This window comes from Streptomyces sp. SID4985 (assembly GCF_009863025.1).
GTDB lineage: Bacteria > Actinomycetota > Actinomycetes > Streptomycetales > Streptomycetaceae > Streptomyces.
Genome location: NZ_WWIR01000183.1, coordinates 1 through 26,670, shown reverse-complemented (window position 1 = coordinate 26,670; position 26,670 = coordinate 1). Strand labels below are relative to the sequence as shown.

Below are 26,670 nucleotides of genomic sequence, written 5' to 3'. Positions count from 1 at the left end.
GCTCCGGCCGCACCGCACGCCCTGGCCCGGCCCGGCGGCTCGGCGGCGGACGGTTCGCTGGCAGACGGTTCGGCGGCGGACGGTTCGGCCACGACCCCGCAGGGCGGTACGGCCCCGCTCTTCGGAACCGGCACCTCCAAGCCCCCGGCCAGCCGCTCCCCGGCGCTGACCCGGACCCAGATCATCAACCGGGCCAAGCTGTGGGTCGACGCGCAGGTGCCGTACAGCACGAGCAAGTACTGGTCCGACGGCTACCGGCAGGACTGCTCGGGCTATGTCTCCATGGCCTGGGGCCTGCTCTCCAACGAGTGGACGGGCAGCCTCGCCCAGTTCGGCGTCAGGATCACCAAGGACGCGCTGGAGCCCGGCGACATCCTGCTCTTCCACAACGCCGCCAACCCCCAGAACGGCTCCCACGTCGTGATCTTCGGCGGCTGGACCGACTACACCCACACCGCCTACACCGGCTACGAGCAGACCCCGCCGCACACCCGCCGCCAGAGCACGCCGTACCCCTACTGGAACAACACGACCAAGTACGTCCCCTACCGCTACAAGAACGTCACCAGCGGGGCGTCCGGATCGGAGCCCGCCACCGGGGGCGCGCTCACCCCCTTCCCCGGCACCTCGTACTTCGGTCCCGGCGCCAACAACAAATACGTCACCCAGCTCGGTCAGATGCTGATCGCGCGGGGCGGCGCCTCCTTCTACGCCAAGGGCCCGGGGCCGGTCTGGGGCGAGGCCGACCGGCGGGCCACCGAGGCGTTCCAGAAGGCGCAGGGCTGGACCGGTCCGGCCGCCGACGGGCTGCCGGGGCCGCGCACCTGGGAGCTGCTCGTCACCAAGGCGGGCAAGGACATCCTGCCCGCCAAGACGGCCCCGGGATCGGTGCCCGCCTTCCCCGGCCGGGACTACTTCCGGCCGGGCGCGAACAACGTCTACGTCACACGGCTGGGGCAGCAGCTGGTGAAGAAAGGATTCGGCAGCTACTACGCCACCGGCCCGGGGCCCCGCTGGGGCGAGTCCGACCGGCGGGCCGTGGAGGCGTTCCAGAAGGCCCAGGGCTGGCGCGGCTCACAGGCCGACGGCTACCCGGGGCCCGAGACCTGGCGCCGCCTGTTCACCTAGCCACGCGGCCACGGCCGCGACCGTACCCGACGCGGAGCCGGACGCCCCCGGCACCGCCCGACCCGACCCCGACACCCACCCCTTTGCAGACCCCCTTGTGCAGACCCCTTTGTCATGACGCATCTGGCGCGGAGGCTGGAGGCACCCATGAGCACGACCGCACCGCACACGCACGAGTCCGAGTCCGAGGAACAGCCCGAGGACGCCTCGGCCCCCCTGGGCACGACCGGCCACCGGCCGCCCCGGCTGATCCACAACGAGGTGACCACCGAGATCCCCGTCCATCTCCTCTTCCGCGACGACCCGGCCCCCGAACCGGTCCCGCTCAAACCCGCCGTGGTGGGCCGCAGACAGGGCACCGGCGAGCAGCCGCGCCTCGCGCGGCCGGTGCGGACGGGGCGCTCCCGCCCGGTGCCCCCGGCCGACCCGGAGCTGGTGGAGCGCCCGGCGCGGGTGCTGCCCGGCGCGGCCGGGGTGTGCGCGGGGCTCGGCGGGGCCGCCGGGTGCCTGGCCACCTCGTGGTGGGCCGGGGTGCTCCCGCCGCTCGCCCTGGAGTCGCTGCGGCTGCCGTCGTACGCGGGCGCGGCGCTCGGCCCCGCGCAGTGGGCGGCGTACGCCGGGGCCGGGGCGGTCGGGCTGTTCGGCTTCGCCGGGCTGGCCCGGGGGCGGACCGGGCGGGCCTGGGTGCTCGGGATGTTCGGCCGCTACCGGGGCACGGTCCGCCGTACCGGGCTGCTCTGGATGAACCCGCTGCTGCGGCGGCGCCGGGCGGACGTACGGCTGCGGCACTGGCGCAGCGAGGCGATCCCGGCGGCGGACGCGAGCGGGGTGGCGCTGCGGGTGGCGGTCCTGGTGGTGTGGCGGGTGCGGGACACCGCGCGGGCGCTGCTCGGCATCGAGGACCACGAGGGCTATCTGCGCGAGTGCGTCGAGGCGGCCCTCGCCCGGGTGCCGGTGGAGGCGCCGGGCGGGACGCGCGCCGGTGCGGACGCCTCGGCGGAGGTGCTGACCCGGCTGGTGGCGGGCGACGCGGCCCCGGCCGGTCTGGAGGTGTTCTCGGTACGGCCGCTCCGGGTGGAGTACGCCCCCGAGGTGGCCGCCGCCATGCACCGGCGCCGGATCGCCGCTCTGGATGCCCAGCAGCGGGCCACGATGCTCAGCTCGGTCGTGGACTCGGTGGAGGACACGGTCACCCGGCTGACCGTGCGCGGTCTGGTCGAGCTGGACGACTACGAGCGCAAGGCGCTGGTGCGGGACCTGACGGTGGCGTTCTGCTCGGGACGCGGGGAGCCCGCCTGAGGTCCGCCGCCCGGGGTCCGGTGAGGTGTGCGCACGGTATGGACATGTTCAACTACCGGTAATAATCTGGCACTTGGTCTAGACCTACTGCACGGCTCAGTGAACTTCCCCCACGTTCTCCCAGGAGCGGCAGCATGAAGACCAAGTTGTCCGCCGCCCTGCTCGTCGCGGTGACCGCGGGAGCCTTCGGGCTCTCCACCACCGCGGCCAGCGGGCACGGCTACACCGACCTCCCGGTCAGCCGGCAGAAGCTCTGCCAGAACGGCACCGTGGCGAACTGCGGCGACATCCAGTGGGAGCCGCAGAGCGTCGAGGGCCCCAAGGGCTTCCCGGCCTCGGGCCCCGCCGACGGCCAGCTCTGCAACGGCGCGGTGAGCCGCTTCGCGCAGCTCAGCTCGCCGGTCACCCCTTCCGGCGCGGCCTGGCCCACCACCAGGGTCACCGGCGGCCAGTCGTACACCTTCCGCTGGCAGTTCACCGCCTCGCACGCCACCACGGACTTCAGCTACTACGTCACCAAGCAGGGCTGGAACCAGAACCACGCCCTCTCCCGGTCCGACCTCAACCTCACCCCGTTCCTCAAGGTGCCGTACAACAACCAGCGGCCGCCGTCCTCGCTCAGCCACAGCGGGACGCTGCCGACGGGGCTCAGCGGGCATCACGTCATCCTCGCGGTGTGGACGATCGCCGACACGGGCAACGCGTTCTACGCCTGCTCGGACGTCACCTTCTGACCCGGCCGATCTCTGAGCTTCGCTTGAGGCCGGGCGCGTCGCCGCGCGGGTAGGGTCCGCATGCGCCTGGTGGGCCGTCCAGGTCCACCAGGCGCACGAGTCACGGATCCGACGTACGGGGGGTACGCGCCCATGGATTTCTTCGACGTCTGCATGACGCTGATTCTCGTAGTGATGGCCGTCACCGCCGTGTCCCTCGTCCGGCGCGCACGGCAGCGGCGCGCGGCCTGGGCGAGCGGGCTGACCGCCGAGGCCCGGGTGGTCCGGGCGTGGATCACGACGCGCATGGTCAACGACGTGCCGCAGCGGGTGCAGTGGCACGAGTACGACTTCACCACCGGCGACGGCCGCGCCGTCCGCTTCAAGGAGAGCGGAGGTCCGCGCGACCGCGCCCAGGACGACATGGTCGTGATCCACTACGCCGCGCACGAGCCGGACAAGGCGACGGCCGGTGAACCCCGGCCGGGTGCGGAGCTGGTGAGCACCGTCGTGTGGCTGCTGCTCCTCGCCGCGCTCTCGGGCTACGTGATCCACGAATGGGTCGCCCTGTCCCGTTTCTGACCGGCGGCACCGCCCGGAGCCCGCCGCCAGGGACCCGAACCCCGGACCGCTGATCCCGGTGGAGTCCACCGGCCGGGGCGGGTTCGGCGGGGGCCGTGCTCCCCGCCACCTCCCACTTTCGGCAGGCTATTCGCCGACCCCCAGGAACTCCGCCAACGGCCGTAGTCCCGCCGGGTGGTTGGGGAGTGCCCACAGGTCCCGCACGATGGCCACGGCCAGCGTGTGGTGCTGCATCCATGTGGGCGCTACCCGGCGCAGGGACTCCAGGGCCTTCACCGCTCCGGCGGCGTCCCCAATATCCATGTGCGCTCGGGCCACGTCCAGCAGCAGCCACGTCCGCCAGGATGGCGGGGTGTCTTTGCTCAGCCGCATTCCCTTGGCGAGCGCCAAGGCGCCCTGCGGGTGCCCGTACTGCACGGCGAGGCGGACGCGTTCGATGCGGACCGACGACGGGCTGAAGACGCTCACCATGCGGTTGTCGCTGCCCGCGGGCAGCTTGGAGACGCGGGCCGCCTCCTTCTCCGCTCCTGCCATCAGCTCCGCCGCACGCTCGTAGTCGCCGCTCCGCGCGGCGGAGGTCGCGGCGCTCATGGTGAGGGCGCCCCACACCTTCAGCCCGTCGGCCGTGTCCGTGTGTCCGCCGCTCTCGACGGCTTCGGCCGAGCGGAGGGCGATCCCCAGGGCGTCTTCCAGGCGGCCCTGCCGCTGGTAGGTCCAGGCGACAGAGTTCACGATCCTGGGGACCAGGAGCGGGTCTGCGGACTGCTCCGCCGCGCTTATGGCCCGCTCCAGGCTCGTCAGCGCGAGGTCTGTCTTGCCCATGCGCACGGCGACGTGTCCGGCGAGTTGGAGTGCCTTGCCCAGGGCTGCGAAACCGGCCCTGCGGTCGTCGTCACTCCCGGACACCGTGGCGGAACGCGCGTCGGTGATCAGGTCGGGCAGGCTCTTCATCACGGAGTCGAACTCGGCCGCGTGATATTGCGACCACCCGTCCGCGATCTGCTCGCGCAGCCGCTCCATGGAGAAGTCCGGGCCGGTCGGTTCGGGCCGAGGCCCCCACAGCGCGGGCATCACGGCCCGGCGTACGGCGACGAAGCGCGGGCCGTCGCTTTCTCCGCCCGCCGTGACCGCCGGAGGATCGCCCAGCAGTGTGGTCAGCTCCACGCCCAGGCCGTTGGCGAGCGCGTGAAGCGTGGGGAGGCGTGCCGAGTGCTTCCGCTGCTGCTCAAGCTGACGGATCACACCGACGGACACCCCCGAGCGCTCGGCCAACTCTTCTTGCCTCAGGGAGGCCAGGCGGCGCAGACGACGCAGCGTCTTCCCCAGGTCTTCGTTCGCCACGCCGCCACCGTACGCTGCCGTACTCCGCAGGCGGCCGGAGTGCCTGCCGAATCAGAATGGAGCCAAGCCCGATGACCTCCACTGTGCGCTTGCGCCACTACGGCCACAACGACCTGCCGAAGATCCGGCAGACGTTGCTCGATGTGCACGACGACGTCTACGCGGCCAAGATGGAAGAGGAGTTCAACCAGCGTTTCCCCTGGTTCGTGGATCGCTGGGGTGGCCGCCCCGACTTCTCCTGCGTCATCGGGTACGACGGTGACGAGGTGGTGGGCTTCGCCTACGGGGCTCCCGCGGCCGAGGGCGGGGAGTGGTGGCGGGAGAAACTGGAGGCGGCACCGGAGCGTACGGCGACGTTCCACTTCTCGGAGCTGATGGTCCGCGTGCCGTGGCGGAAGACGGGGCCCCGCCGAGCGGCTGCACCGGGCGCTGATGGACTCCCGTGCCGAAGACCTGGCCGCGCTGCTCGTGGACGTGACGCACCCGAAGGTCCAAGCCCTGTACGAGTCCTGGGGGTATCGGAGGCCGGGGAGGATCAGCCGTTCCCCGACTCCCCGGTGTACGCCGTGATGGTGGCGGATCTGCCACTGTCCTGACCGGTACCCTGAGCGGCTCCCGAGAACGCCGAAGGCCCCCCGCTTCCGCGAGGGGCCTTCGTTCTGTGCGCCGCCAGGGACTCGAACCCCGGACCCGCTGATTAAGAGTCAGCTGCTCTAACCAACTGAGCTAGCGGCGCGTGACTCTCGCCTTCCGCTCTTCGCGGCCGGCGACAGAGAAAATACTACCCGGTCCTGGAGGATGCTCGTGACCACCCGCCGGGACCGCCCGTCGTGGGTGGCGGCCCTCAGGCGGTCGTGCTCGGCGTCCGGGGCTCTGCTTGTGTGCGGTGGGCGGCCGCGACCTCGCAGGCGGCACGTACGAAGGCGGCGACAGCCGGTGAGCGGGCGTCCTGGGGCCACGCGATGGCCAGTGTGCAGTCCGGCAGGTCGCTGACCGGCCGGTAGGCCACCCCCGGGCGCGGGTTGCGCCGGGCGACCGAGGCAGGCGCGAAGAACACGATGCTGCCCGTCTCGACGAGGCTGAAGATCTCCGACAGGTTCGAGGCCGGCCTTGTCGCCCCGGGCGGGGGCGGCGCGGTCCGGCCGTCGGCGGCCGGTGCGCCGTTGGGGAGGTTCCGGTCGGCCAGGTCGGCCAGGCACAGCCGGGTACGGGCGGCCAGTGGGTCGGTGGCGGCGATGGCGACGAGGACCGGCTCGGTCAGCAGCGGCTCGCTGTCCAGCCCGCGGTCGTCCATGGGGCAGAGCACGAGTGCGACATCGGCGAGGCCGTCGCGCAGTGCCCGGGGCTGATCGCCGAACCCTCCGAGGATCAATTCGGGGGGTAGGGCTGCGGGGTCGGTGCCGTAGGCGTCCAGGATCTGCGGCAGCAGGCCGCCGTCGATGTCGGCCTTGAGCGCGATCCGCAGCCGCGGCGTGGCGCTGCCCGCATGCCGGGCCCGGTGGGCGGCGGCGGTGACCGCCTCCAGGGCGGTTCTGGCGTCGCGCAGCAGGACCTCTCCGGCGCCGGTGAGCCTTACCTGCCGGGTGGTCCGCTCGAACAGTGCCACACCGAGCTGTCGTTCGAGGTCCCGGATCGTGCGGGACAGCGGGGGCTGGGCCATGCCCAGCCGGGCGGCGGCGCGCCCGAAGTGCAGTTCCTCCGCGACCGCGACGAAGTAGCGGAGCTGCCGCACCTCCAGGTCACTCATATCCCCAGGGTATCAATCGCCACCAAGATGGTCCTTCACCTGCGCCGATGCTCCAGGTTCACTCGAAAGCGACCACCCGGCACGCCCCTGGGGTTCGCCGCCGACCTCCACGCATGGAGACACTCATGATCGTCATTACTACGCCGACCGGTGACATCGGCCGGCAGGTCCTCGACCGCGTCCTGGACAGCGGTGAGCCGGTCCGGGTGATCGTCCGCGACCCCTTCCGCCTCCCGGAGCACGTGCGCGCGCAGGTCGAGGTGGTAGAGGGCTCCCACGCCGACGCGGAAACGATCGCGAAGGCACTGGAGGGTGCCGACCGGCTGTTCTGGCTCGTGCCGCCGGCCGGTTTCCGTGACGCCGGCCCCGCCAGGAGCTACTACCTGGACTTCACCCGGGCCGCAGCCCAGGAGGCCGCGAACCGGGGCGTACGGATGGTGCACGTCACCTCTCTGGGTCACGGTTACCAGGACGAGGCCGGGCTCCTGTCGGCCGCGCTCGACATGGACGAGCTGATCGAGAGCACCGGCGTGCGGTACCGGGCCCTGGCGCTTCCGTTCTTCATGGAGAACGTCCTCCGCCAGGTCCAGCCGATCACGGAGCGGGGGGTGTTCTCCATGGCGAACACCGCGGACCGGCCGCTGCTGACCGTCGCCACCCGGGACGTGGCCGCCACGGCGGCAGCCCTTCTGCTGGACACCGCCTGGAGCGGCCAGGCCCGCGTTCCCCTCGTAGGCCCCGACAGGCTGACCCCCGACGCCATGGCCGAGATCATCTCCGAAACCCTGGGCCGCACGGTGCGCTACCAGCAGGTGCCGCTCACGGACTTCCGGGCCCGAATGGCGCAGCTCGGCGCGAGCCCTTCGCTGACCCAGGACATGGCCGACATGATCAACGCGCAGAACAACGGAATCTACGACGCCGAACCCCGCGACCCGGCCACCGCCACCGACTTCCGCCGGTGGTGCCAGGACGTCCTGAAGCCGGCCGTCCAGTTGTGACCAGCGCGCCGGTCGGTGCCAGGCGTGGCCGCCCCACCTACAGCGCCAGCGACAGCAGCACCGGCGCCGCGCTGCGGTGCAGCGTGTCCGCCGCCTGGCGGAGCCGGTATGCCCGCTCCACCGGGAGCGAGACGGCCAGGCAGCCCACGGAGGCGCCCGCCGTGACGGGGACGGCCGCGCAGACCGTGCCGACCGCGTACTCCTGGAGGTCCAGGACCGGTGCCGTGGGCGGCTGGGCGGCGAGGCGGGACAGCAGCAGCTTGTCGCTGGTGATCGTGTGCGAGGTGAGCCGGGCCATCCGGTGCCGGGAGAGGTGATCGCGACGGGCGCCCGGGTCCAGCTGGGTCAGCAGGCTCTTGCCGACCGCCGTGGCGTGGGCCGAGCAGCGGAAGTCCACCCACTCGTTGACCGCCGGGGTGGCCGGGCCCGCCGCGTACTGGGTGATCCGGACCTCACCATCCACGTACCGGCTCATGTACACGGCCGCGCCGACCGAGTCGCGCAGCCGGTCCAGGACGTGCTGGATCTTCTCGCGCAGCGCCCGCTCCCGGCCGTGCGCCGAGGTGAGCCGACGCAGCGCGTCCCCGGTGACCCAGGCGCCGTCGGTGATCTGCTCGACGTATCCCTCGCGGCGCAGCATGCGCAGCAGGGCGGTCAGCCGCTCGGCGTCCAGGCCCGTGCGCCGGGACAGGACGGTGTCGGTGACCCCGGCGGAGTGCCGGGCCACCCACTCCAGCACGCGCAGCGCGTCCTGGGCCGAGTGGTACGGGGCGGTCGGCTCGTGCTTCAGCGCCACGGTTTCCCCCTGCGCTCGCTTGCTTGTGGCCGCGAGGTCCGTCGGGACCGTCTTCCACGATAACGGCCAACAGGCCCCGGAGAGGAGGGGGTTGACAAACTTCCCGGCGCCCCTCCCGCCCCCCTCCGAGCTGCGGCGCAGACCCTGTGGCATATGCCAGGGGCATCATCCAACGCCTGGACCTCGGCTTCCCGCGTTCACCCTGGGTGCTCACAGCACCGCGCTGAGGAACTCCCGGGTCCGCTCTTCCTCCGGATCGCTGAAAATCCGCTCCGGCGGACCCGACTCCACGATCCGGCCCTCGTCGAACATCAGCACCTGGTCGGAGATGTCCCGCGCGAAACCCATCTCGTGGGTCACGCAGAGCATGGTGATGTCGGTGCCGCGCGCGATGTCCCGCAGCAGGTCGAGCACGCCCGCGACCAGCTCGGGGTCGAGCGCGCTGGTCACCTCGTCCAGGAGCAGCACCCGGGGCCGCATCGCCAGCGCCCGCGCGATCGCCACCCGCTGTTGCTGGCCGCCGGAGAGCCGGGTGGGCCGCGCGTCGCACTTGTCGGACAGCCCGACCAGCTCAAGCAGCTCCCGGGCCCGCGCCTCGGCCTCGTCCCGGTCCAGGCCGAGGACCTGGACGGGTGCCTCGGTGAGGTTGCGCAGCACCGACATGTTCGGGAACAGGTTGAAGTGCTGGAACACCATGCCGATCTTCTTGCGCACCTCCCGGATCCGCTTCTCCGGCGCGGGGAAGAGCGGCTGTCCGTCCACCGTGATCGTGCCCTCGTCCGGCTCGGTGAGGGTCATCAGCATGCGCAGGATGGTGGTCTTGCCCGAGCCGGAGGGGCCGATCAGGGTCACGTGCCGGCCCGCCTGCACGGAGAGGTCCAGCCGGTCGAGCACGGTGTTCGCGCCGAAGCGCTTGGTGATCCCGGCCATGCGGATCAGTTCGCCGCCGGGGGAGCTCTCGTTCGGGTCGATGTCAGCGGACAAGGCGTCGCTCCAGGGCTCGCAGGACAAGGGAGGCCAGATAGGACAGGACGATGAAGGCCACACCGATCACGGTCAGCGGCTCGGTGAACTGGAAGTGCTGCTGGGAGAAGAGCCGGGCCCGGCCCAGCATCTCCAGCACCGTGATCACCATCAGCATCGGTGTGTCCTTCAGCATGGAGATCACGTAGTTGCCCAGCGCGGGCACCACCCGGCGCACGGCCTGCGGCAGGATCACCGCCGTCCAGGTCCGCCGCCTCGGCAGGCTCAGCGCGGTCGCCGCCTCCCACTGCCCGACGGGCACCGCCTCGATACCGGCCCGGTAGACCTGCATGGTGTACGTCGAGTAGTGCAGGCCGATCGCGACGACACCGGTGGTCAGCGCCGAGAAGGTCAGCCCCCACTCGGGCAGCACGTAGAACAGGAAAAACAGCTGCACCAGCAACGGGGTGTCGCGCACGAACTCGGTGACCGTGCCCACCGGCCAGCGCACCCAGCGCGAGGGCAGCCGCATCAGCAGCGCCCACACCAGGCCCAGCGTGAAGGACAGCAGCGAACCGAGGGCCAGCACCTTCAGGGTGACCACCAGGCCCTGCCAGAAGTACGGCATGAAGTCGCCGACCGCGTTCCAGTCCCAGGTCATGCCGCACCACCCCCGCCGGTCACGACACCGGCCGTCCGCGCGCGCTTCTTCTCACGCGCCGCCGGTTCCGTGCCCGCGTCCTTGCCGAGCCCCGCTTTCAGCCGCTTCTCCAGCGCGCGCATCAGCCGGGTGAGGGCGAAGGCGATCACGAAGTAGATGAGCAGCACGTACGCGTAGATCTCCGCGCTCTGCTGGAGCGCGAGCCGCACCAGGTTGGCGCTGAACGTCAGATCGCCCATGCCCATGACCGACACCAGCGCGGTGCCCTTGAGCAGTTCGACCAGCAGATTGCAGAACGAGGGGATCATCTCCGGCACCGCCTGCGGCAGCAGGATCAGCCGCAGCCGCTGCCAGGGCGTGAACCCGAGCGCGATCCCGCCCTCGCGCTGCGCGGGGTCGACCGCGTTCAGCGCGCCGCGCACGACCTCCGCGCCGTACGCGCCGTAGGTCAACCCGAGTGCCAGCGTGCCCGCCCACAGCGGGACCAGCTGCCAGCCGAAGGCGATCGGCAGCACGAAGAACACCCAGAAGATCATCACCAGCGCCGAGGTGCCGCGGAACACCTCGGTGTACAGGCCCGCGAGGAAGCGGGTGAGCCAGTGCCGCCCGGTGCGCGCGATCCCGGCGGCGAAGGCCACCACCGTCGCCAACACCGCGCTGAACAGCAGAAGTTGGATCGTGGTCCAGACGCCCTTGAGGACGAGTATCCAGAGCCCTGAGGTCATCGGCCGCACAGCTCCTTCGCGGTCAGGTCCGTCATCTCGGCCTCCGTGAACCCGAAGGGCCGCAGAATCCGGAGCAGTTCGCCGCTCTTCCTCAGCTTGTGCAGCTCGGTGTTGAAGGCGTCGCGCAGCCGGGTCTCGCCGGGCCGGAACGCGAACGCGCCCCCGTCGACCTGGCGTTGACCCTTCACCACGGCCGCGAACGGCTCGATCGCCTCCGCCTTCGCGGACTTCTTCACCACCTCGCGGACGGTGACCGCCGTACCGGCGAACACGTCCACCCGCCCGGCCTCGACCGCGTTCAGCCCGGCCACCTGGTCGGGCACGATCAGGATGTCGCTCTCCTTGTAGCCCGCGTCCACGGCGTGCTGGATCTGGGCGTACCCGGTGCCGGTCGCGAACTTCGCCTTCTTCGCCACCACGTCCTTGTACGAGCGCAGCCCCTTCGGGTTGCCCTTGCGGACGACGAAGGAGTCCAGCATCTGGTAGTCCGGGTCGGCGAAAATGACCTGCTCGCAGCGCTCGGCGTTGACGTACATCCCCGCCGCGACCACGTCGAACTGCTGGGAGTTCAGACCGGGGATGAGCGACCCGAACTCGGTGGGCACCGGCTGTACTTGATCCACCCCGAGCCGCTTGAAGATCACCCGGGCCAGCTCGGGCGCCTCGCCCGTGAGCCGCCCCTGCCGGTCGATGTACCCGAAGGGCACCTCACCGGCGATCCCGAGCCGTACGACGCCCTGCGCCCGCAGCCGTTCGAGCAGCTCACCGCCCCGCCCGCCCGCCGTCGGAGCCACCCGTGTGCAGCCCGCCGCGCCGAGTCCGCCGAGTCCGCCGAGCGCTGTCGCGCCGAGCAGCAGCGAGCGTCTGCGCACGCGTGGCCGGATTCCGTCCCTGCCCTTGCCTGGTGGTGAAGCCATGGCCGCGCCGCTACCCCGGCAGCCACGGTGTATGCCCGCCCGTTTCCGCCGAGATCAGTGCCCGGGGACGTAACCCCGCTTCTTGTCCACCACGTTGACCAGGGGGCGGCCCGCCGCCCAGCGCTCGTACAACTCCACGAACTGTGTGCCCAGTTCATCGCGCCAGCCGACCGTGTCACCGGCCATGTGCGGGGAGACGAGCAGCCCCGGCGCGCTCCACAACGGGCTGTCGGCGGACAGGGGTTCGGCGGCGAACACGTCCAGCGCGGCGCCCGCGATCCACCGGTTGCGCAGCGCCCCGGCGAGCGCGCTCTCGTCGACCAGGTCTCCCCGGCCGACGTTCACGAACACCGCCGAGGGCTGCATCACCCCGAAGCGGCGCGTGTCGAACATGCGGTACGTCCGCTCGGTCAGCGGGGCCGCCGCGATCACCCAGTCCGCGCGGGCGATCAGCCGGTCCAGGTCGGCCGGACCGTGCACCCCCGTCCGGGGCACCCGGCCCACCAGCGCCGGGGTCACCCCGAGCGCCTTCAGGGTGCGGGCGATCGCCCGGCCGATCGGCCCCGAGCCGACCACGCACGCCCTCGTGCCCGCGACCCGCCGCGTCTCCCGGTGCCGCCACTCGCGCCGCCGCTGGAACTCCACCGTGCCCGGCAGGTCCTTGGCGACGGCAAGGACCAGCGCGGCCACGTACTCCGCGACCGGCTGCTCGAACACCCCGCGCGCGTTGGTCACCACCGTGTCGCTCGCGGCCAGCTCCGGGCACATCAGCTGGTCCACGCCCGCGCTCGCCGTGTGCACCCACACAGGGCGGGGACCGTCTCCCGGCCATGCCTCGCGCACGGCGGTGGACGCGAAGTCCCACGCCAGCAGCACATCGGCCTCGGGCAGCAGCCCGGCAAGACCCGCCGCGTCGGTGCGCAGCACACGCACCCGGCCGGTGAGCCTGCCCAGCCGGGGCGGCGGTTCGGTGTCCAGCACCAACAGGGTGGGTCGGGTCGGAATGTGCATCGGCCTCCCGGTTCCGGGGGCGCACATGGCGTCCGGCACAGGCGGACCGACCACGTTGGCACGCGCGCCGGACCCCGTCAACGACCCCGGCCCGCTCGGCCACGCGGGGACGGTGGCGGCCTTCACCCCATGGGTTCGGCCCGGACGGGGTACGTGACCCGATGGCGGCCGCCCGGCACCCCGGGCGGCGCGCCGACGGCCGGGCCCGCACAGGGCCTGGCCCGTACACGAACCCGACGGAAGGGCCGCCATGACCGCACTCGGACTGCTCTGCACGGATCACCGGGGCGAGGACGACTACCCCCGCATCGAGCAGCTCCTCGGCAGCGACGTCCGGGTGGACCTCGTACGCCTCGATCCGGGGGCCGGGATCACGGGTGCCGCGGAGGAGCTGCGGCTGGCCGGGGCCGACGCGGTGGTGCGTACGGGGGAGGGGTTCACGCACGACGCGGAGGACGAGGTGAACCGGGTGGAGGAGCTGGCCCGGCAGACCGGGATGCCCGCCTCCTCCACGGCGCTCGCCTTCGTCAACGCGGCCCGCGACCTCGGCGCGACCCGGGTCGCGGTGGCGGCCCCGGCGGGCACCCATGAGGAGACGGCGAGGCTGCGTGGCTTCCTGCGCGCGGGCGGCCTGGAAGTGACCGGTACGCACACCGCGGCCACCGGTGGCGACGAGGACGCCCTGCTCGCGCGCGTGGCCGCCGTCGACACCCCGGACGCCGAGGCCGTCCTGCTCACCGACCCCGCGCTGGAGACCGCCGCGCACCTGCCCGCGCTGGAGAAGGCCGTCGGCAAGCCGGTGCTCACCGCGAGCCAGGTCACCGTCTGGGAGGGGCTGCGGCTGGCCGAGCGCCGGGTGCACGCCCCGGACCTGGGCGCGCTGTTCACGCGGACGCCCGCCTCGGAAGGCTGAGACCGGGACGGCGCGGAAAGCGGAAACAGGACGGCGCGGAAATAAACGGAGACCGCCTCCTGTTAGCCCGGGGCAGGACAGCCACGTAGGACAGCCACGCCGGACAGCAGGAGGCACCCACCGTGTCGGCAGACGAGATCCGGGGCGCCGCCCTCGGCACCGCCCCCGTTCCCCTCTCCGTACTGGACCTGGTCACCGTCGGCGCGGGCAGCACCGCCACCGACGCGCTGCGCACCAGTGCGGACCTGGCCCGGTTCACCGAGGGGCGCGGCTTCCACCGGTTCTGGGTCGCCGAGCACCACTCCATGCCGGGCGTCGCCTCCTCCTCGCCCGCCGTGATCCTCGCCCACCTCGCCGCCCACACCGACCGCATCCGGCTCGGCTCGGGCGGCGTCATGCTGCCCAACCACGCCCCGCTGGTCATCGCGGAGCAGTTCGGCACCCTGGAGGCGCTCGCGCCGGGCCGCATCGACCTCGGCCTCGGCCGCGCCCCCGGCACCGACGGGGCGACCGCCGCCGCGCTGCGCCGCAGCGACACCCTCAACGAGGGCGCCGACGACTTCCCGCAGCAACTGTCCGAGCTGACCCGCTTCCTGGACGACGACTTCCCCGACGGCCACCCCTACGCCCGCATCCACGCCGTACCGGGCCCGGTGCAGGCCACCAGCCCCGGCGGGGTGCAGTCCCCGCACCGGCCGCCGATCTGGCTGCTCGGCTCCTCCGGCTTCAGCGCCCAGCTCGCCGGAATGCTCGGCCTGCCCTTCGCCTTCGCCCACCACTTCTCGGCGCACAACACCATCCCGGCGCTGGACTTGTACCGGGAGACCTTCCGCCCCTCGGAGGTGCTGGCCGAGCCGTACGCCCTCATCGGCGTCTCCGCGCTGGCCACGGACGACGAGCGCGAGGCGGCCCGTCAGGTGCGGGCGGCGGCGCTGAACATGGTCCGGCTGCGCACCGGCCGCCCCGGGCTCTTCCCGGACCCGGAGGAGGCCGCGCGGCACGAGTTCAGCCCGATGGAGGAGGACTTCGCGCTCTCCTGGACGAAGAACATCGTGCACGGCAGCGCCGAGGAGGTCCGCGCGGGCCTGGACGACCTGCACAAGCGCACCGGCGCCGACGAGCTGATGCTCACCACCCACGCCCACCGCGGCGAGCTGCGGCTGCGCTCCTACGAACTGATCGCGGACGCCTACGGTCTGCCCGCGGCGTAGGCGCTTCCACGGCCCGGCCGCGGCGGGTGGCTCACGGCTTGCCCGCCGCGCAGGACCGCACGCCGAGCAGCTCGGAGATGCCCTCCGGCGGGACCGGACGGGAGTAGAGCCAGCCCTGCCCGGTGTCGCAGCCGATCCTGCGCAGCCGGGTCGCCTGCGCCGAGGTCTCCACGCACTCGGCGGTGACGGTCAGCCCGAGCCGGTGCGCGAGCTGGATCATCGCCTCCACGATCACCTCGTCGGCCGGGTTGGCGGGCCCGGCCGAGGTGCCGCGCTCGCCCTCGTACTGGAAGCCGCGCACGAAGGAGCCGTCCAGCTTGAGCACGGACACCGGCAGACGGCTGAGGTACGCCAGGTTCGAGTAGCCGGTGCCGAAGTCGTCGATGGCGATGCGCACGCCCATGTCGCTGAGCGCCTGGAGCGCCTGGATGGGCCGTCCGGCCGAGCCCATGACGGCCGACTCGGTCAGCTCCAGCTGGAGCAGCTGGGGTTCGAGGCCGGTCTCGGCGAGGACCGCCGCCACGTCCGTGACCAGGTCGGAGTCCCACACCTGGCGCACCGCCACGTTCACGCTGACGAAGATGGGCGGCTCGTCCGGATGGTCGAGCTGCCAGCGCCGGGCCTGGCGGCAGGCGGTGCCCAGCGCCCAGCGGCCGAGCGGCACGATCGAGCCGTCCTCCTCGGCCAGACCGATGAACCGATTCGGCGTCAGGATGCCGAACTGCGGATGGTGCCAGCGGATCAGCGCCTCCACCCCGCTGAGCGCCCCGTCCTCCATGCCGACCAGCGGCTGGTACTCCAGGGCGAACTCGCCGCGCTCGATCGCGGGGCGCAGCGCGGAGGTGAGGGCCTGACGGGTCATGAGGTGCGCGTTGCGCTCCGGGTCGAACAGGGTCCAGCGGGCCTTGCCGTCGGTCTTCGCCCAGTACAGGGTGGTGTCGGCCGCCTGCATCAGACCGGTCGCGGTGGTTCCGGCCGCGTGCCGTTCGACGACGCCGACGGAAGCGGTCAGATGCAGTCGCCGGCCGCCCAGGTCGAAGGGCTCCTCCAGGGCGTTCAGCGCGGACCCGGCGAGGTCGGAGAGCTGGTCGGTGCCGGTGGAGTCCTCCACGAGCAGCGCGAACTCGTCGCTGCCGAGCCGCGCCACCAGGGGCGTACCGGCGCGGCCCTGCCCGCACTCGGCGGCCACTCGGGTCAGCCGCTCGGCCACGGCCGCGAGCAGCCGGTCGCCGACGCGGTGGCCGTGGGTGTCGTTGACGGCCTTGAAGCCGTCGATGTCCAGATGGCACAGGCCGATCCGCCCGGTGCCGCCGCTCTCGCCGGGCTCGGTCTCCAGGGCGGCCGAGAGCCGCTCGAAGAACAGCGTGCGGTTGGGCAGCCGGGTCACCGGGTCGTGCATCCGCAGATGCCGTATCCGGGCCTGGAGTTCGCGGCGGGCGCTGATGTCGGTGAGCGACAGCAGAACACCCGGACGGCCGTCGGCCAGCGGGGCGACGGTGATCCGCGCCCACACCGCCGTGCCGTCGGGGTGCTTCAGTCGCCGGGTGCAGCGCAGCCGGGCCCGGCGGCCGCGCAGCACCTCGCGGTAGGCGTGCCAGGCGCGGGCGTCGGTGGTGAGGCCGGTCAGATCGGCGGCGGAACGGCCGGTCAGGGCCTCGGTATCGGTGCCGAGGAGTCTGCCGAGGGCGGTGTTCGCGCTGACCACGAGCCCGTCGCCGTCCACGACGGCCATGGCGAGCGGGGCGGCCGCGAAGACGCGCCGATAGGTCATGTAGTCACTGTCTGTGACGGCTGACCGGTCGAGGTCTGCCGCGGGCGTCGGCCCTTCGGACGTTCCGCTCACCGCTCGCTCCCGCAGTGCACTCGATCGTTGTCCGTCGTTGTCCGTGCCGGAAAGTGTGCCGATCATAGAGGCTGGTACCGGGGCCTTCCAGCCGGTCTTCAGTGTCCCCGGAGGACCCCACGTTCCGACAGATCGTTTCTGCTCGCACCTGGACGGGTTCTTCAAGCCTCCGACCGGTTGTGACGTTGCGTGAGTGATTCGGGGTGTCGTCCGCCGGTGCACTCCGGCGCGCGAACGGGCGCACTCACCCTTCCGGTTCAGATAAACAGGGCATCTCCTGACAAACCGCCACAGGCTGGATTCGGTGTTCCCTGAACCGCGTCCGGAGGTCTGTCCGTGCCCAAGCTGCGCAGCGCCGCCGCCGTGGCCACCACGATGTCGGCGCTCGCCGCGACCTCGATCCTCGGCGGCCCCTCCGTCGCCGAACCCTTCTCCCCGGCACCCTGCGCCCTGCATCGCACCACCGCCCACCACTCGGAGGGCGCGGACACCTGGAACCCCGCCTACGCCCGTCCCCTCGGCACCCGGAACGCCGTCCTGGTCTTCTTGTCCTTCCCCGACGCGGCCCCGCGCACCACCCCCGCCCAGCTGACGGCCGACCACTTCCCGGAGACCAGCGACTTCTACACCCGCGCCTCCTACGGCCGCTTCACCCTGCGCCCGCACCCCGTGAACCGCTGGCTGCGGATGCCGCGCCCCTCCACGTCGTACGCCATGAAGCGGGACTGGGCCGCCGCCGACCGGTCCGCCTATCTGCGCGACGCGTTCACCGTCGCCGACAAGGCGGTGGACTTCTCCCGCTACGACGTCGTCTACCTCGTCGCCGACCCGGACGCGCCCGGCGTGGACTCCGACGCCACGAAGGTCGTCAACCTGGACACGCCCGTACGGCTGGACGGCAAGGACGTACGCCGGGTCGTCACCGTCTTCGAGCGGCATCCGCCGGACCGCCTGGTCCTGGCCCACGAGACCGGCCATGTCTTCGACCTGCCCGACCTCTACCACCGCCCCCTGGACAACAAGGGCGACTGGGACACCTATGTGGGTGACTGGGACCTGATGGGCAGCCAGTTCGGCCTCTCACCCGACCTGTTCGCCTGGCACAAGTGGCGGCTGGGCTGGCTGGACCCGCGCCAGGTGGCCTGCGTACGGGGCACCGGTCCGACCCGGCTCACGCTGGAGCCGCTGGAGGCCGGGCCGGGGGTGTCGGTGCCGGGTGCGGCCGGGGCCCCGGCCTTCGGGCTCGGGCGCGGTACGAAGCTCGCGGTGGTGCGCACCGGGGCGGACAGCGCCCTGGCCTTCGAGGCGCGCGCCTCCGCCGGGAACGACGGCTCCGGCTGCCGCGAGGGCGTCCTCGTCTACCGCGTCCACGCCGGTGCCGAGTCCGGCGACGGTCCGGTCCAGGTGATCGACACCCACCCGCGTGCCTCGGCCTGCTGGGAGAACTCCGTCTACCCCCCGCTCGCCGACGCCCCGCTGTCGGCGGGGGAGAGCTTCACCGTGCCGGGGGACGGGGTGCGGGTGGAGGTGGAGGACCGGACGCCGTCGGGGGCGTGGACGGTGTCGATCACGCCGCGGGCGCTCTGAAGTGCGGGTGGCACGGGGGTGGCGTGCGGGTGGTGTGTACGGATGGCCTGTGGCCCGGAACGCGATCAGGCCCCCCGCTTGCGCGAGGGGCCTGATCGTTGTCTGTGCGCCGCCAGGGACTCGAACCCCGGACCCGCTGATTAAGAGTCAGCTGCTCTAACCAACTGAGCTAGCGGCGCCTGCTGACGTCGTAGACCTTAGCATCCTGGTCGGCGGGAGGAAAAATCGATATCCGCACCGCCGCGCGAGCCGCCCGCACCGCCGCCCAGAGCACCACCTCGGGCCCCGGCAGCCACGGCTGCCGGGTGTCCGGCGCGACCAGCCAGCGGGAGCCTTTTGTGCCCGCGGGGTCCTCGCCGTGGAGCGCCGGTACGGTCACCGCGTCCCCGGTTCCGTGGCACAGCAACGGCGGTACGGCGTGGGTGCGCGGGCCCCACTCCTCCCAGGTCAGCAGGGAGGGCAGCCGCTGTGCCGTACCCGGCGCGGCGAACAGCAGCATCCGCCCCCGGTGCACCGCGACAGGCCCCGATCCGGGCCCTTCACCCCACAACCGGTCCAGCATCCGCCGCCCGAAGATCGCCGGCGCGCTCACCACGTCGAAGACGCTCCCGCACGGCAGGACCACCGGCGCACCCGGACGCTCCTCCCACAGGGCGAGCGTGCTGCGCGGATACGTTCCGGCGGAGGCGAGCCACGCGGCGCCGTCGGCGGTGGCTGCGGTGACGTTCGGTGCGCTGCTCATGCCCCCATGTCTACCGTCGGTGAGGGCGCGCTTCTCCTGGGTTGCGGAAAATTGGGACAGGGGGGTGCGGGAGGGGGTATCTTGCCCGCTCGGCATATGCCAGATGGGTGGACGCGTCGCGTGCCGACGGGGGTCAGCGCGGGTCGACGGGCGTCCGCCCGTCCGGCTCCACCCCACGCATGAGATCCCGCCCGAACTCCACCATTCTCTTGGCGTAGTCCTCGGTCCACTCCGCGCGCTCGGCGATGTCCGCCGAGGTCAGCCGGTCGAACCGGCGCGGGTCGGCCAGCTGGGCCGCCGCGATGGCCTGGAACTCCATCGCACGGTCGGCCGCCGCGCGAAACGCCTGGGTCAGCTCCGTCGCCCGCGTCAGCAGCGTCCTCGGGTCCTCGATCGACTCCAGGTCGAAGAAGTGCTCCGGGTCGCCTGCCGCCTCGGCGGGCTCGAAGAGCAGGGGCGCGGGGCGTAGCCGCGGTTCGTTCCGACGCGGCGTGGGCTCCGCCATGTCCACATCTCCTCCTCTGCGTTTCCGGCCCCCCTCCGGGGTGTTCCGGGGTGGGCCACCGTCCATTGTCCCGCGCGGACGCAAGGGGACGTACTGGCCCATGCCTACCCGGTGCCCGGCCCGCTCATGACTTCCGTGTCGTCCGGTGCCCGGCCGGACGCGTCAGGGCGTGCCGCCTCGCAGGAAGGGAAGGGCGTAGTCCTCCACCGCCGACAGGACCCCCGCGGCCAGCCGCTCCGGCGACGTCCGGGCGGTCACCTCCCACCAGTGGTCCACGCCGCCCGGCAGCAGAGCGCCGATCCGTCGCGGGCGCCCCCACTGTCCGTAGACGTTGTTGGGATTCGGCCGCGCGGGAGCCTTCGAGAAACCGGTACGGGCCTCCTCCCACACCGACTTGTCCATGATCATGACGTTGACCGTGAACCTGACCCGCGACGACGAGGAACCGCCGGCTTTCTGGATGCCGAGAAGCCGCCACACCTCCGGATCACGCAACTCGAAGCAACCACGCGATCCCACGAACCCGAGCCGCCGCAGACCGGGCTCGATACCCGCGCGAACCGCGCCCGCGAAAACCTCCGACGTGGTCTCCACGACCGCACCTCCCTCGCTGCCGGAACCAGTGGTCAAGGGCGCCAGCTCACCCGGTGTTCCGCCAGGTGGGCCAGTACCGCGTGGTTCGCCTCCCACCCGTCCGGAAACTTCACCAGCGTGCCCAGCTGGACCGGCTCCGTGGAGGGGTAGTCGTCGAGGAGGGTGTCGACGCCCGCGCGGCAGACGACGATGCAGGCGTGGCGGTGGCGGGAGGCCAGGACGCAGAGGCGGCCGGTTTCGAGGTGGAAGGCGGTGGCGTCGGGGCGGCCGGACAAGGGGTGGAGGACGACCGTCACGTCGTACTCGCGGCCCTGGAGGCGGTTGGCCGTGTCGACGGTGACGCCCGTTACGCCCAGGTCGGACAGGGCCGCGCGGATCGCCGCCGCCTGGTCGCGGTGGGCGGTGCCGACGGCGACGCGGGCGGCGGTGAGGGGGGTCGGGTCGGGGGAGCGTTCCGAGAGGGCGGCGCCGCCTCGGTCCAGCAGGCGGCGGACCACCAGGGCCACCGCCCGTACCGCCTCCGGGTCCGTGCGCGGGGTGTGGCGGGGCGGGAGTTCCAGCAGGCCCCAGCCGGACTCCGCGGCCTCGTCGATCACGCGGTCCGGGGCCGAGCCGTCGGACGGCACCGCGAAGGACAGGCGGCGGTCGCCGTGCCCGGTGCCGCTGCGGAACGGGGTGTACGGGTAGAACGCGGCCGAGACCAGCGGGGCCGCCGAGGCGGGCAGCCGCCAGGAGACCGGCAGGCGGTGCTGCGGCAGCCGGGGGTTGTGGGCCAGCAGCGTGCTCACCGCCGAGGAAGACGGGTCGTACGACAGGCCCGCCCACTGGTCGCCGCCCACGATCGAGAACGGGTCCAGCTGGCCCGGGTCGCCCACGAAAAGGGCTCGTTCGAACAGGCCCGCCACGGCGAGCAGCGAGTCCGAGCGCATCTGGTACGCCTCGTCCACGATCGCGTGCCGCCACGGCTCGTCCACCTTCACGTGCGCCCACTTCGCGGCCGTCGACAGCACCACGGGGAGTCCGGCGAGGTCGGCCGCCTTCGCGGAGGCGCGCACGTTCGGCAGGGCGTCCAGCGAGCGGTCGTAGGCGTCGGCGTCGCTGCTGTGCAGGCGGCCCACCGGCAGGTCGGGGTTCTTCTCCGCGAGCCGCAGGACCAGGTCGTCCACCTGCGCGTTGGTCTGCGCCACCACCATCAACGGGCGCCCTGCGTCGGCGAGTTCGAGCGCCGCGCGGACCACGAGCGTCGATTTGCCCGCGCCGGGCGGTGAGTCCACCACCACGCCCCGCTCGGTGCCGTGCAGGGTGTCGCGGAGGATCGCGTCCGTGGCGCGCCCGGCGGCGGTTCCCGGATCGAAGTCCACTGTGGTCACAGAAGGTCCTCCTCGGTCGTCGCGTCAGGCGCCTCCGGCACGGACCCGTCCGGCGGGCCGCCGTGGGTCCACGGAGTGTCCTCCTGGTCGGGCAGTTTCGGCCCGCCCCGCTGCTCGTGCTCGAAGAGCGTGAAGCAGAGCCGGTCGCCCTTCTCCGGCACCGAACCCGGCTCCGGCTCCTTGCCCCGGCCCATCTTGTCCACGATCCGCAGCACGAGCAGCCCCTCCTCGGGATCGCCCTCGTACCCGGCGAACTCCGCCGACTGCGGCTTGCCGTTCAGCGAGCGGTACGCCTTCGCGCGCTCCGCCAGATGCGGCCGGTCCTCCGTGCGCACGGTCACCAGCGGGCGCGGACTCGGCCGCTTGCCCTCGCTGTACGCCATGACGACATCGACGACCTCGCCCGCGAACGCCTCCCCGGCCAGCCGCCGCCCCGCCATCACCAGCGGGTCGTCCAGCGCCTCCTGCGCCTCCAGACGGGACTGCTCGCGCTCGCGCGTGGCCAGCTTGTTCGCCGCCGTCACCGCGTCGTCCCGGCGCGGCTGCGGGGGCTCGCCCGCCAGCACCCGGTCCCGGTGGCCGGTGAACGACCAGCGGTCCCGCGTCCACCGCTCCTCGACGTGCGCCCCCTCGGGCAGCGCCCGCAGCAGGTCGAGGCCGTCCCACACCGCGTCCCAGGTGGGCCGGGTGACCTGCTCCACCAGTTCGCGGATCCTGCGCTCGGCCTTGGTGACTGCGGCCGTACGGTCCTCCGCGTCCACCGGGTCCTCGGCGGCCGCGAGGGCGGTACGCGCGCGGTCGTACGCCTCGATGGCCGGGGCGAGGAGCTTGTTGTCGAACGCCGGGTCGGTGGCCGGACCGGCGGGCGGGCAGGTCAGCTGCCCCTGGCCGTCGCGCTCGCGCTCCGCGCGGAAGGCGGCCTCGGCGCCCGAACTGCCCGTAGGCGGCGCGATCCAGGACAGCAGCGCGCCCAAGTGCTGGTCCTCCAGGCTGCTCTGCCCGGTCGCCCAGTGCCGGGACAGGACCTCGGTGAGCGCGAGCAGCAGCGAGGAGCCGGGGACGCGCGCCCGCTCGCCGTAGTGGGTCAGCCAGCGGCCCAGCAGCGGAACCCGGGGCGGCGCCGGGTTCGGGGCCTCCGGCTCCTGCTCGGCGGTGCGCCGGAAACGCGTCGAGCGGCCCAGCAGGCGCACGTACTCCAGGCCCGCCCGGCTCGGCACGATCAGCTGGGGCGCGTCCGCGCACAGGTCGACCTCGACCTTGACCCGCTTGCCGGTCTCCGGGTCGGTCTCGGTGCGCTCGGCGGCCTCCACGGCCTCGGCGTGGGAGTCGATGTACGGCAGGACGACGTCGGCCAGTTCGGCGAGGAACGCGAAGCGCAGGTCGCGGTCGCGCGGCTGGGGCACCGCCAGCAGCCGCGGCGCGTCCCGGTCGGTGCCGACCAGCGCGCCGAGCGGGGCGCCCGCCTCGCCGGAGGTGGTCAGCGGCACGAACACCAGGGGACGGGCGGACAGATGACGGTGCCGGACGGTCGTGAGCGGCTGGGCCACGCCCGTGCCGACGGCCTCGAGGCGGGCGAGGGTCGCGATCAGGGACACAGGGTCACCTCCCGCGCGGCCGCCGCGTGCGCGAGCGCCTCCGCGCGCAGGGCGGCGGCCCGGCGCAGCGCGGCCACCGCCGGGTCGTCCGGGTCACCGCTCTCGCCGCGCGCCGCCGAGAGGACCTCCTCCACCGTGCGCAGACCGCCGAGTTCGGCCCGCAGCGGGCGGCCTAGCCGGGTCACCGCGCCGGACGCGCGCGAGCGCTCCCGGCAGTGGAAGGCCAGTTCGCAGGAGGACAGACACTCCGGCGCGTACGTCGCCGGGACCGCGTCCACGGCCGCCTCCAGCTCCTCCGGCGTGCGGTCCGGCGCGAAGCAGGTGCCCTCGGGCAGCCCGTCGGCGATCTCCTCGATCCGGGTGAGCCGGGTCAACTGCCGTGCCGTCACCGCACGCTGACGGCGCACGTCCACCGCGCGCGCGGTGGGCAGGTTGGAGAAGTCCTTCGGGCACACCAGCAGCACCTCGTGCCGTACCCGGATCGCCGGGTCGAGCCGGGCCGCGACCTCCTCCAGGGCCAGCACGTACACCGCCGACTGACGGGCCGCCGCGCCCACCTTCGAGGCGTCGGCCGAACCGTCCAGCATCGGGAAGGACTTGATCTCCACGACCGTCCACACCCCGTCCGGGTGCACCACCACCGCGTCCGGCTCCAGGAACGCGGGCGCCCCCGCCACCTCCAGGGCGAGCATCGGGTGGTCGAGGAGCGTCCAGCCGCCCGCTTCCACGGCCTCGCGCAGCGCCAGTTCCGTACGCGCCGTACGCCCCTTGGGGCCGTCGGCGGTCAGGTCGGGTACGGCGGCGCCGGCCGGGGGTTCGGTGGCGGGGTCGAAGCAGGCGTGCGCGAGACGCAGCAGTTCGGCGCCGCGGTCCGCCTTCACGCGGGCCTCGAAGACATTGCCCCGGATCAGGGCGAACTGCGACTGGCCGTAGTCCGAGGGCGAGCCGAGACCGGTCGCCAGGCGGGCCTTGTCCACCCCGGCGCCGTCCAGGATCGCGCGGCGGCGGCAGCCCGGGTTGGACGCGAGCGCCGCGAGGGCGCGGGCGTCCAGGGCCTTGGCCTGAACCTCGGGACCGCGCAGCTCAGCGAGCCGGTGCCGGAGTGCCGTCGCCCGCTCCGCTGGGGGAGGCGTCCGGTCCTGCCGGGGGATCGAGCCGAGACTCGCGCTGCCGTGGAATTCGCTCACCCGCGGAAGTCTGGCATCCGCCACTGACAACGGGGGAGACCGCGGCGGCCGGAGAGGCCCAGGCGAGGCTCAGCCGGGCCTTCACCGCGTCCGCCGCGCGCAGCACGTACGGCGTGAGCAGCAGCCCGGCACCCATGACCGCGGCGCCCGCCACCGCGTCCAGCAGATAGTGGTTGGCGGTGCCCATGACCACGAGCGCGGTCAGCAGCGGGTAGGCCACCGCGCAGACCCTGGCCAGGGAGGTGCGGCCGTAGCGCCACAGCATCACGCCGCAGAACAGCGCCCAGCCGACGTGCAGGCTCGGCATCGCCGCGTACTGGTTCGTCATGCCGCCCATGCCGCGCGGGGCGCTCGCCTGGCCGCCCCACCAGCCGTACGAGCTGTAGTACGCCATGGTGTCGGTGAAGCCGTGCCCCGGGTGGAGCAGGCGCGGCGGGCAGGTCGGCAGCAGGGTGAAGCCGATCAGACCGATGAACGTGGACGTCATCAGCCAGGTACGCGCCGCCCGGTACCGCACCGCGTGCGAGCGGAACAGCCAGACGAGTATCGCGGGCGTGACCAGGTAGTGCAGCGAGGCGTACCAGAAGTCGGCGGGCACGCCGATCCAGGGCTCGCGGGTGAACAGGCGGTTGAGCGGGTGCTCGGCGTCCAGGTGCAGCAGCTGCTCGATGCGCAGGATCGCCAGACCGTGGTCCACGGCTGAGGAAACGTCCCCGCGCGCGAGGAGACGGCCCGCCGAGTAGCAGCCGTAGACGAGCAGGATCAGCGGCAGCTCGGTCCACCAGCGCAACCGGGGCCGCGGCGTTACCTCGGTGCCCGGTGTCTCGGTCTGCGGCATCCGACCGCCCTCCCCCTCCTGTGCCCCTGCGCGTGCGGCGTCCCCGCCGGGCGCCGTGACACTTTACGGTGTCCGCCCCCGCCCCGCGCGGTCGCTCCAGCCCTGGAAGACGCCGTGGTCGCCCGCCGGGTTGCCCGTCCCACCGGTGCGCGATGATGGAAGGACCTGGGCTGTCGTTACCCCGGCGGCCACCTGGCATTCCTCTCCCGGAAAGGTCTCCCTCCCATGGCACCGCGCATCCTGCTGGCCCGGCACGGACAGACGGCATGGTCGCTGTCCGGCAAGCACACCGGCAGGACGGACATCCCCCTCCTGGAGGAGGGACGGCGCGGCGCCAAGCTCCTCGGCGAGCGGCTGCACCGCCCCCCGCTGGACGGCCTGCCGTTCGCGGAGGTACGCACCAGCCCGCTCGTGCGCGCGAGCGAGACCTGCGAACTGGCCGGCTTCGGCGAGCGCGCGCACACCTGGGACACGCTCATGGAGTGGGACTACGGCGCCTACGAGGGCCTGACCCCGGCCGAGATCCACGCCGACCGGCCCGGCTGGCTGATCTGGCGCGACGGGGTGCCCGGCGGGGAGAGCGTCGCCGACGTCACCGCGCGCGCGGACGAGGTCGTCGCGTGGGCCCGCTCCGCCGACCGCGACGTGCTGGTCTTCGCCCACGGCCACATCCTGCGCTCCATCGGCGCCCGCTGGCTCGGCCTGCCCCTGGACTTCGCGGCCCGCATCCGCCTCAACCCGACCTCGCTGTCGGTGCTCGGCTGGGCCTACGGCGAACCGGCGATCGAGAACTGGAACGACGTGGGGCACCTGGCGGGCTGACGGGCCCGGGCCGACGGGCTTCTACGCGCGCGTGGTGACAGGCTCCTACGCGCGCGCGGGATGGCGGACTTCACCGAGGTCGCCGTACGCGCGCGTGCCCGTGCCGTTCAGCCCTGCCGGGGCCCGGGTACCGCCGCGTGGCGTTCCAGGAACTCCGACACGCCGGACGCGCGCCGGTGCGGCAGCAGTACGCGCGCGGTGCCCGCGAGCATCGTCTGGATGCGGGAGGACTGCACATGGGTGAGCAGTTCCAGGACCCGCAGTCCGGCGGAGGCGGCCTCGTCGGGGCGGCCGTCGCGGGCGAGGTCGTCGGCGAGTTCGGCGGTGTAGAGCGCGATGTTGCGGGAGAAGTGCGGGTCCTGGAGGTCCGCCGCGCGCCGCGCGTGCCGGGCCGCGCGCCACCAGTCGCCCAGCGTCGACCAGCACTGCGCCTCCAGGCCCTCCAGCTCGGCCTGCCCGTAGAAGCTCATCCACTCGGGGTCGGCGTCCGAGGCGCCCCGCGCGAACAGCGCCTGCGCCCGCGCCATCGCCTGGCGGCAGCCCGCCCGGTCGGCGAGCCCGGCCCAGCCGCCCGCCTCG

General features: G+C 72.9%; 25 protein-coding genes, 2 tRNA genes and 2 pseudogenes. 10 read left to right on the top strand and 19 right to left on the bottom strand.

All coding sequences use genetic code 11. The features are described 5' to 3' along the window. From GTW40_RS07130 to GTW40_RS07115, 4 genes are all read left to right on the top strand, one after another. Nucleotides 1-1,128: peptidoglycan-binding protein (locus GTW40_RS07130; protein ID WP_237525375.1), on the top strand; the 1,128-nt coding region annotated here is incomplete at its 5' end. Between the two features lie 147 nt (nucleotides 1,129-1,275). After that, a complete protein-coding gene (locus tag GTW40_RS07125; RefSeq protein ID WP_161179303.1) occupies nucleotides 1,276-2,427 on the top strand; it encodes an SPFH domain-containing protein in 1,152 nt (383 codons plus the stop codon). Nucleotides 2,428-2,561: 134 nt separating this feature from the next. Next, nucleotides 2,562-3,161: a lytic polysaccharide monooxygenase gene (locus GTW40_RS07120; protein WP_161179302.1), complete on the top strand. Its 600-nt coding sequence runs from the start codon at nucleotides 2,562-2,564 to the stop codon at nucleotides 3,159-3,161. A 132-nt stretch (nucleotides 3,162-3,293) separates the two neighbouring features. Beyond that, nucleotides 3,294-3,722, top strand: coding sequence for a hypothetical protein (locus GTW40_RS07115; RefSeq protein ID WP_161179301.1), 429 nt, complete (start codon nucleotides 3,294-3,296; stop codon nucleotides 3,720-3,722). Nucleotides 3,723-3,848: 126 nt separating this feature from the next. Here GTW40_RS07115 and GTW40_RS07110 read toward each other — a convergent pair whose 3' ends face one another. After that, complete coding sequence (locus GTW40_RS07110) at nucleotides 3,849-5,063, bottom strand: helix-turn-helix domain-containing protein (RefSeq protein WP_161179300.1); 1,215 nt, start codon at nucleotides 5,061-5,063, stop codon at nucleotides 3,849-3,851. Between the two features lie 71 nt (nucleotides 5,064-5,134). On the opposite strand from GTW40_RS07110, the pseudogene GTW40_RS07105 reads away from it, so the two are divergent. Further along, nucleotides 5,135-5,659: pseudogene (locus tag GTW40_RS07105) on the top strand (GNAT family N-acetyltransferase). Nucleotides 5,660-5,725: 66 nt separating this feature from the next. Here GTW40_RS07105 and GTW40_RS07100 read toward each other — a convergent pair. Next, nucleotides 5,726-5,799, bottom strand: a tRNA-Lys gene (locus GTW40_RS07100). 108 nt (nucleotides 5,800-5,907) lie between these two features. Then, a complete protein-coding gene (locus tag GTW40_RS07095; RefSeq protein WP_161179299.1) occupies nucleotides 5,908-6,810 on the bottom strand; it encodes a LysR family transcriptional regulator in 903 nt (300 codons plus the stop codon). Between the two features lie 125 nt (nucleotides 6,811-6,935). Between GTW40_RS07095 and GTW40_RS07090 the strand changes: the two genes are divergently transcribed. After that, nucleotides 6,936-7,811 carry an NAD(P)H-binding protein gene (locus tag GTW40_RS07090; protein ID WP_161179298.1) on the top strand — a complete coding sequence of 292 codons (876 nt, stop codon included), beginning with the start codon at nucleotides 6,936-6,938 and terminating at the stop codon, nucleotides 7,809-7,811. 37 nt (nucleotides 7,812-7,848) lie between these two features. Here GTW40_RS07090 and GTW40_RS07085 read toward each other — a convergent pair whose 3' ends face one another. The 6 genes from GTW40_RS07085 to GTW40_RS07060 form a co-directional block, all read right to left on the bottom strand. Further along, nucleotides 7,849-8,607: an IclR family transcriptional regulator C-terminal domain-containing protein gene (locus tag GTW40_RS07085; RefSeq protein ID WP_161179297.1), complete on the bottom strand. Its 759-nt coding sequence runs from the start codon at nucleotides 8,605-8,607 to the stop codon at nucleotides 7,849-7,851. A 210-nt stretch (nucleotides 8,608-8,817) separates the two neighbouring features. Continuing rightward, nucleotides 8,818-9,537, bottom strand: a complete 720-nt coding sequence (ehuA, locus tag GTW40_RS07080) for an ectoine/hydroxyectoine ABC transporter ATP-binding protein EhuA (protein WP_237525377.1) — start codon at nucleotides 9,535-9,537, stop codon at nucleotides 8,818-8,820. 43 nt (nucleotides 9,538-9,580) lie between these two features. Beyond that, entirely contained in the window at nucleotides 9,581-10,231 is a 651-nt protein-coding gene (gene ehuD / locus GTW40_RS07075) for an ectoine/hydroxyectoine ABC transporter permease subunit EhuD (RefSeq protein ID WP_161179295.1), read from the bottom strand. After that, a complete protein-coding gene (gene ehuC, locus GTW40_RS07070; RefSeq protein ID WP_161179294.1) occupies nucleotides 10,228-10,956 on the bottom strand; it encodes an ectoine/hydroxyectoine ABC transporter permease subunit EhuC in 729 nt (242 codons plus the stop codon). The genes ehuD and ehuC overlap by 4 nt, the downstream gene beginning before the upstream one ends. Beyond that, on the bottom strand, nucleotides 10,953-11,873 hold the full coding sequence (gene ehuB / locus GTW40_RS07065) for an ectoine/hydroxyectoine ABC transporter substrate-binding protein EhuB (protein ID WP_202485518.1): 921 nt from the start codon (nucleotides 11,871-11,873) through the stop codon (nucleotides 10,953-10,955). The genes ehuC and ehuB overlap by 4 nt, the downstream gene beginning before the upstream one ends. 54 nt (nucleotides 11,874-11,927) lie before the next feature. Beyond that, nucleotides 11,928-12,884 (bottom strand): D-2-hydroxyacid dehydrogenase, encoded by a 957-nt coding sequence (locus tag GTW40_RS07060; RefSeq protein WP_161179293.1) that lies wholly within the window; start codon nucleotides 12,882-12,884, stop codon nucleotides 11,928-11,930. Nucleotides 12,885-13,134: 250 nt separating this feature from the next. Between GTW40_RS07060 and GTW40_RS07055 the strand changes: the two genes are divergently transcribed. After that, nucleotides 13,135-13,797, top strand: coding sequence for a decarboxylase (locus GTW40_RS07055; RefSeq protein WP_161179292.1), 663 nt, complete (start codon nucleotides 13,135-13,137; stop codon nucleotides 13,795-13,797). Between the two features lie 122 nt (nucleotides 13,798-13,919). After that, nucleotides 13,920-15,008, top strand: a complete 1,089-nt coding sequence (locus tag GTW40_RS07050; RefSeq protein WP_161179291.1) for an LLM class flavin-dependent oxidoreductase — start codon at nucleotides 13,920-13,922, stop codon at nucleotides 15,006-15,008. Nucleotides 15,009-15,039: 31 nt separating this feature from the next. On the opposite strand, the gene GTW40_RS07045 is transcribed toward GTW40_RS07050, so the two are convergent. Then, on the bottom strand, nucleotides 15,040-16,851 hold the full coding sequence (locus tag GTW40_RS07045) for an EAL domain-containing protein (RefSeq protein ID WP_161179290.1): 1,812 nt from the start codon (nucleotides 16,849-16,851) through the stop codon (nucleotides 15,040-15,042). Between the two features lie 375 nt (nucleotides 16,852-17,226). Between GTW40_RS07045 and GTW40_RS07040 the strand changes: the two genes are divergently transcribed. Further along, nucleotides 17,227-18,438: a M6 family metalloprotease domain-containing protein gene (locus GTW40_RS07040; RefSeq protein WP_202485521.1), complete on the top strand. Its 1,212-nt coding sequence runs from the start codon at nucleotides 17,227-17,229 to the stop codon at nucleotides 18,436-18,438. 105 nt (nucleotides 18,439-18,543) lie between these two features. Here the strand turns inward: GTW40_RS07040 and GTW40_RS07035 are convergent. From GTW40_RS07035 to GTW40_RS07000, 8 genes are all read right to left on the bottom strand, one after another. Then, nucleotides 18,544-18,617 (bottom strand) — tRNA-Lys (locus GTW40_RS07035). Beyond that, nucleotides 18,608-19,240: a bifunctional DNA primase/polymerase gene (locus GTW40_RS07030; protein WP_272918988.1), complete on the bottom strand. Its 633-nt coding sequence runs from the start codon at nucleotides 19,238-19,240 to the stop codon at nucleotides 18,608-18,610. Before GTW40_RS07030 ends, GTW40_RS07035 begins: the two co-directional genes overlap by 10 nt. Before the next feature lie 73 nt (nucleotides 19,241-19,313). Beyond that, a complete protein-coding gene (locus GTW40_RS07025) occupies nucleotides 19,314-19,685 on the bottom strand; it encodes a hypothetical protein (RefSeq protein ID WP_161179288.1) in 372 nt (123 codons plus the stop codon). A gap of 162 nt (nucleotides 19,686-19,847) precedes the next feature. Continuing rightward, nucleotides 19,848-20,279, bottom strand: a complete 432-nt coding sequence (locus tag GTW40_RS07020; protein ID WP_161179287.1) for a DUF4304 domain-containing protein — start codon at nucleotides 20,277-20,279, stop codon at nucleotides 19,848-19,850. A gap of 32 nt (nucleotides 20,280-20,311) precedes the next feature. Then, complete coding sequence (locus GTW40_RS07015; protein WP_161179286.1) at nucleotides 20,312-21,649, bottom strand: AAA family ATPase; 1,338 nt, start codon at nucleotides 21,647-21,649, stop codon at nucleotides 20,312-20,314. After that, the gene (locus GTW40_RS07010) at nucleotides 21,646-23,244 is read right to left on the bottom strand and encodes a hypothetical protein (protein ID WP_161179285.1); all 1,599 of its coding nucleotides are present in this window, start codon (nucleotides 23,242-23,244) and stop codon (nucleotides 21,646-21,648) included. Before GTW40_RS07010 ends, GTW40_RS07015 begins: the two co-directional genes overlap by 4 nt. Beyond that, nucleotides 23,235-24,395 (bottom strand): hypothetical protein, encoded by a 1,161-nt coding sequence (locus GTW40_RS07005; RefSeq protein ID WP_161179304.1) that lies wholly within the window; start codon nucleotides 24,393-24,395, stop codon nucleotides 23,235-23,237. Before GTW40_RS07005 ends, GTW40_RS07010 begins: the two co-directional genes overlap by 10 nt. Continuing rightward, complete coding sequence (locus GTW40_RS07000; RefSeq protein WP_161179284.1) at nucleotides 24,328-25,269, bottom strand: phosphatase PAP2 family protein; 942 nt, start codon at nucleotides 25,267-25,269, stop codon at nucleotides 24,328-24,330. Before GTW40_RS07000 ends, GTW40_RS07005 begins: the two co-directional genes overlap by 68 nt. Nucleotides 25,270-25,494: 225 nt before the next feature. Between GTW40_RS07000 and GTW40_RS06995 the strand changes: the two genes are divergently transcribed. After that, nucleotides 25,495-26,091 (top strand): histidine phosphatase family protein, encoded by a 597-nt coding sequence (locus GTW40_RS06995; RefSeq protein ID WP_161179283.1) that lies wholly within the window; start codon nucleotides 25,495-25,497, stop codon nucleotides 26,089-26,091. A gap of 107 nt (nucleotides 26,092-26,198) precedes the next feature. On the opposite strand, the pseudogene GTW40_RS06990 reads toward GTW40_RS06995, so the two are convergent. Continuing rightward, nucleotides 26,199-26,670 (bottom strand): annotated as a pseudogene (locus GTW40_RS06990) (hypothetical protein); the annotation flags it as partial.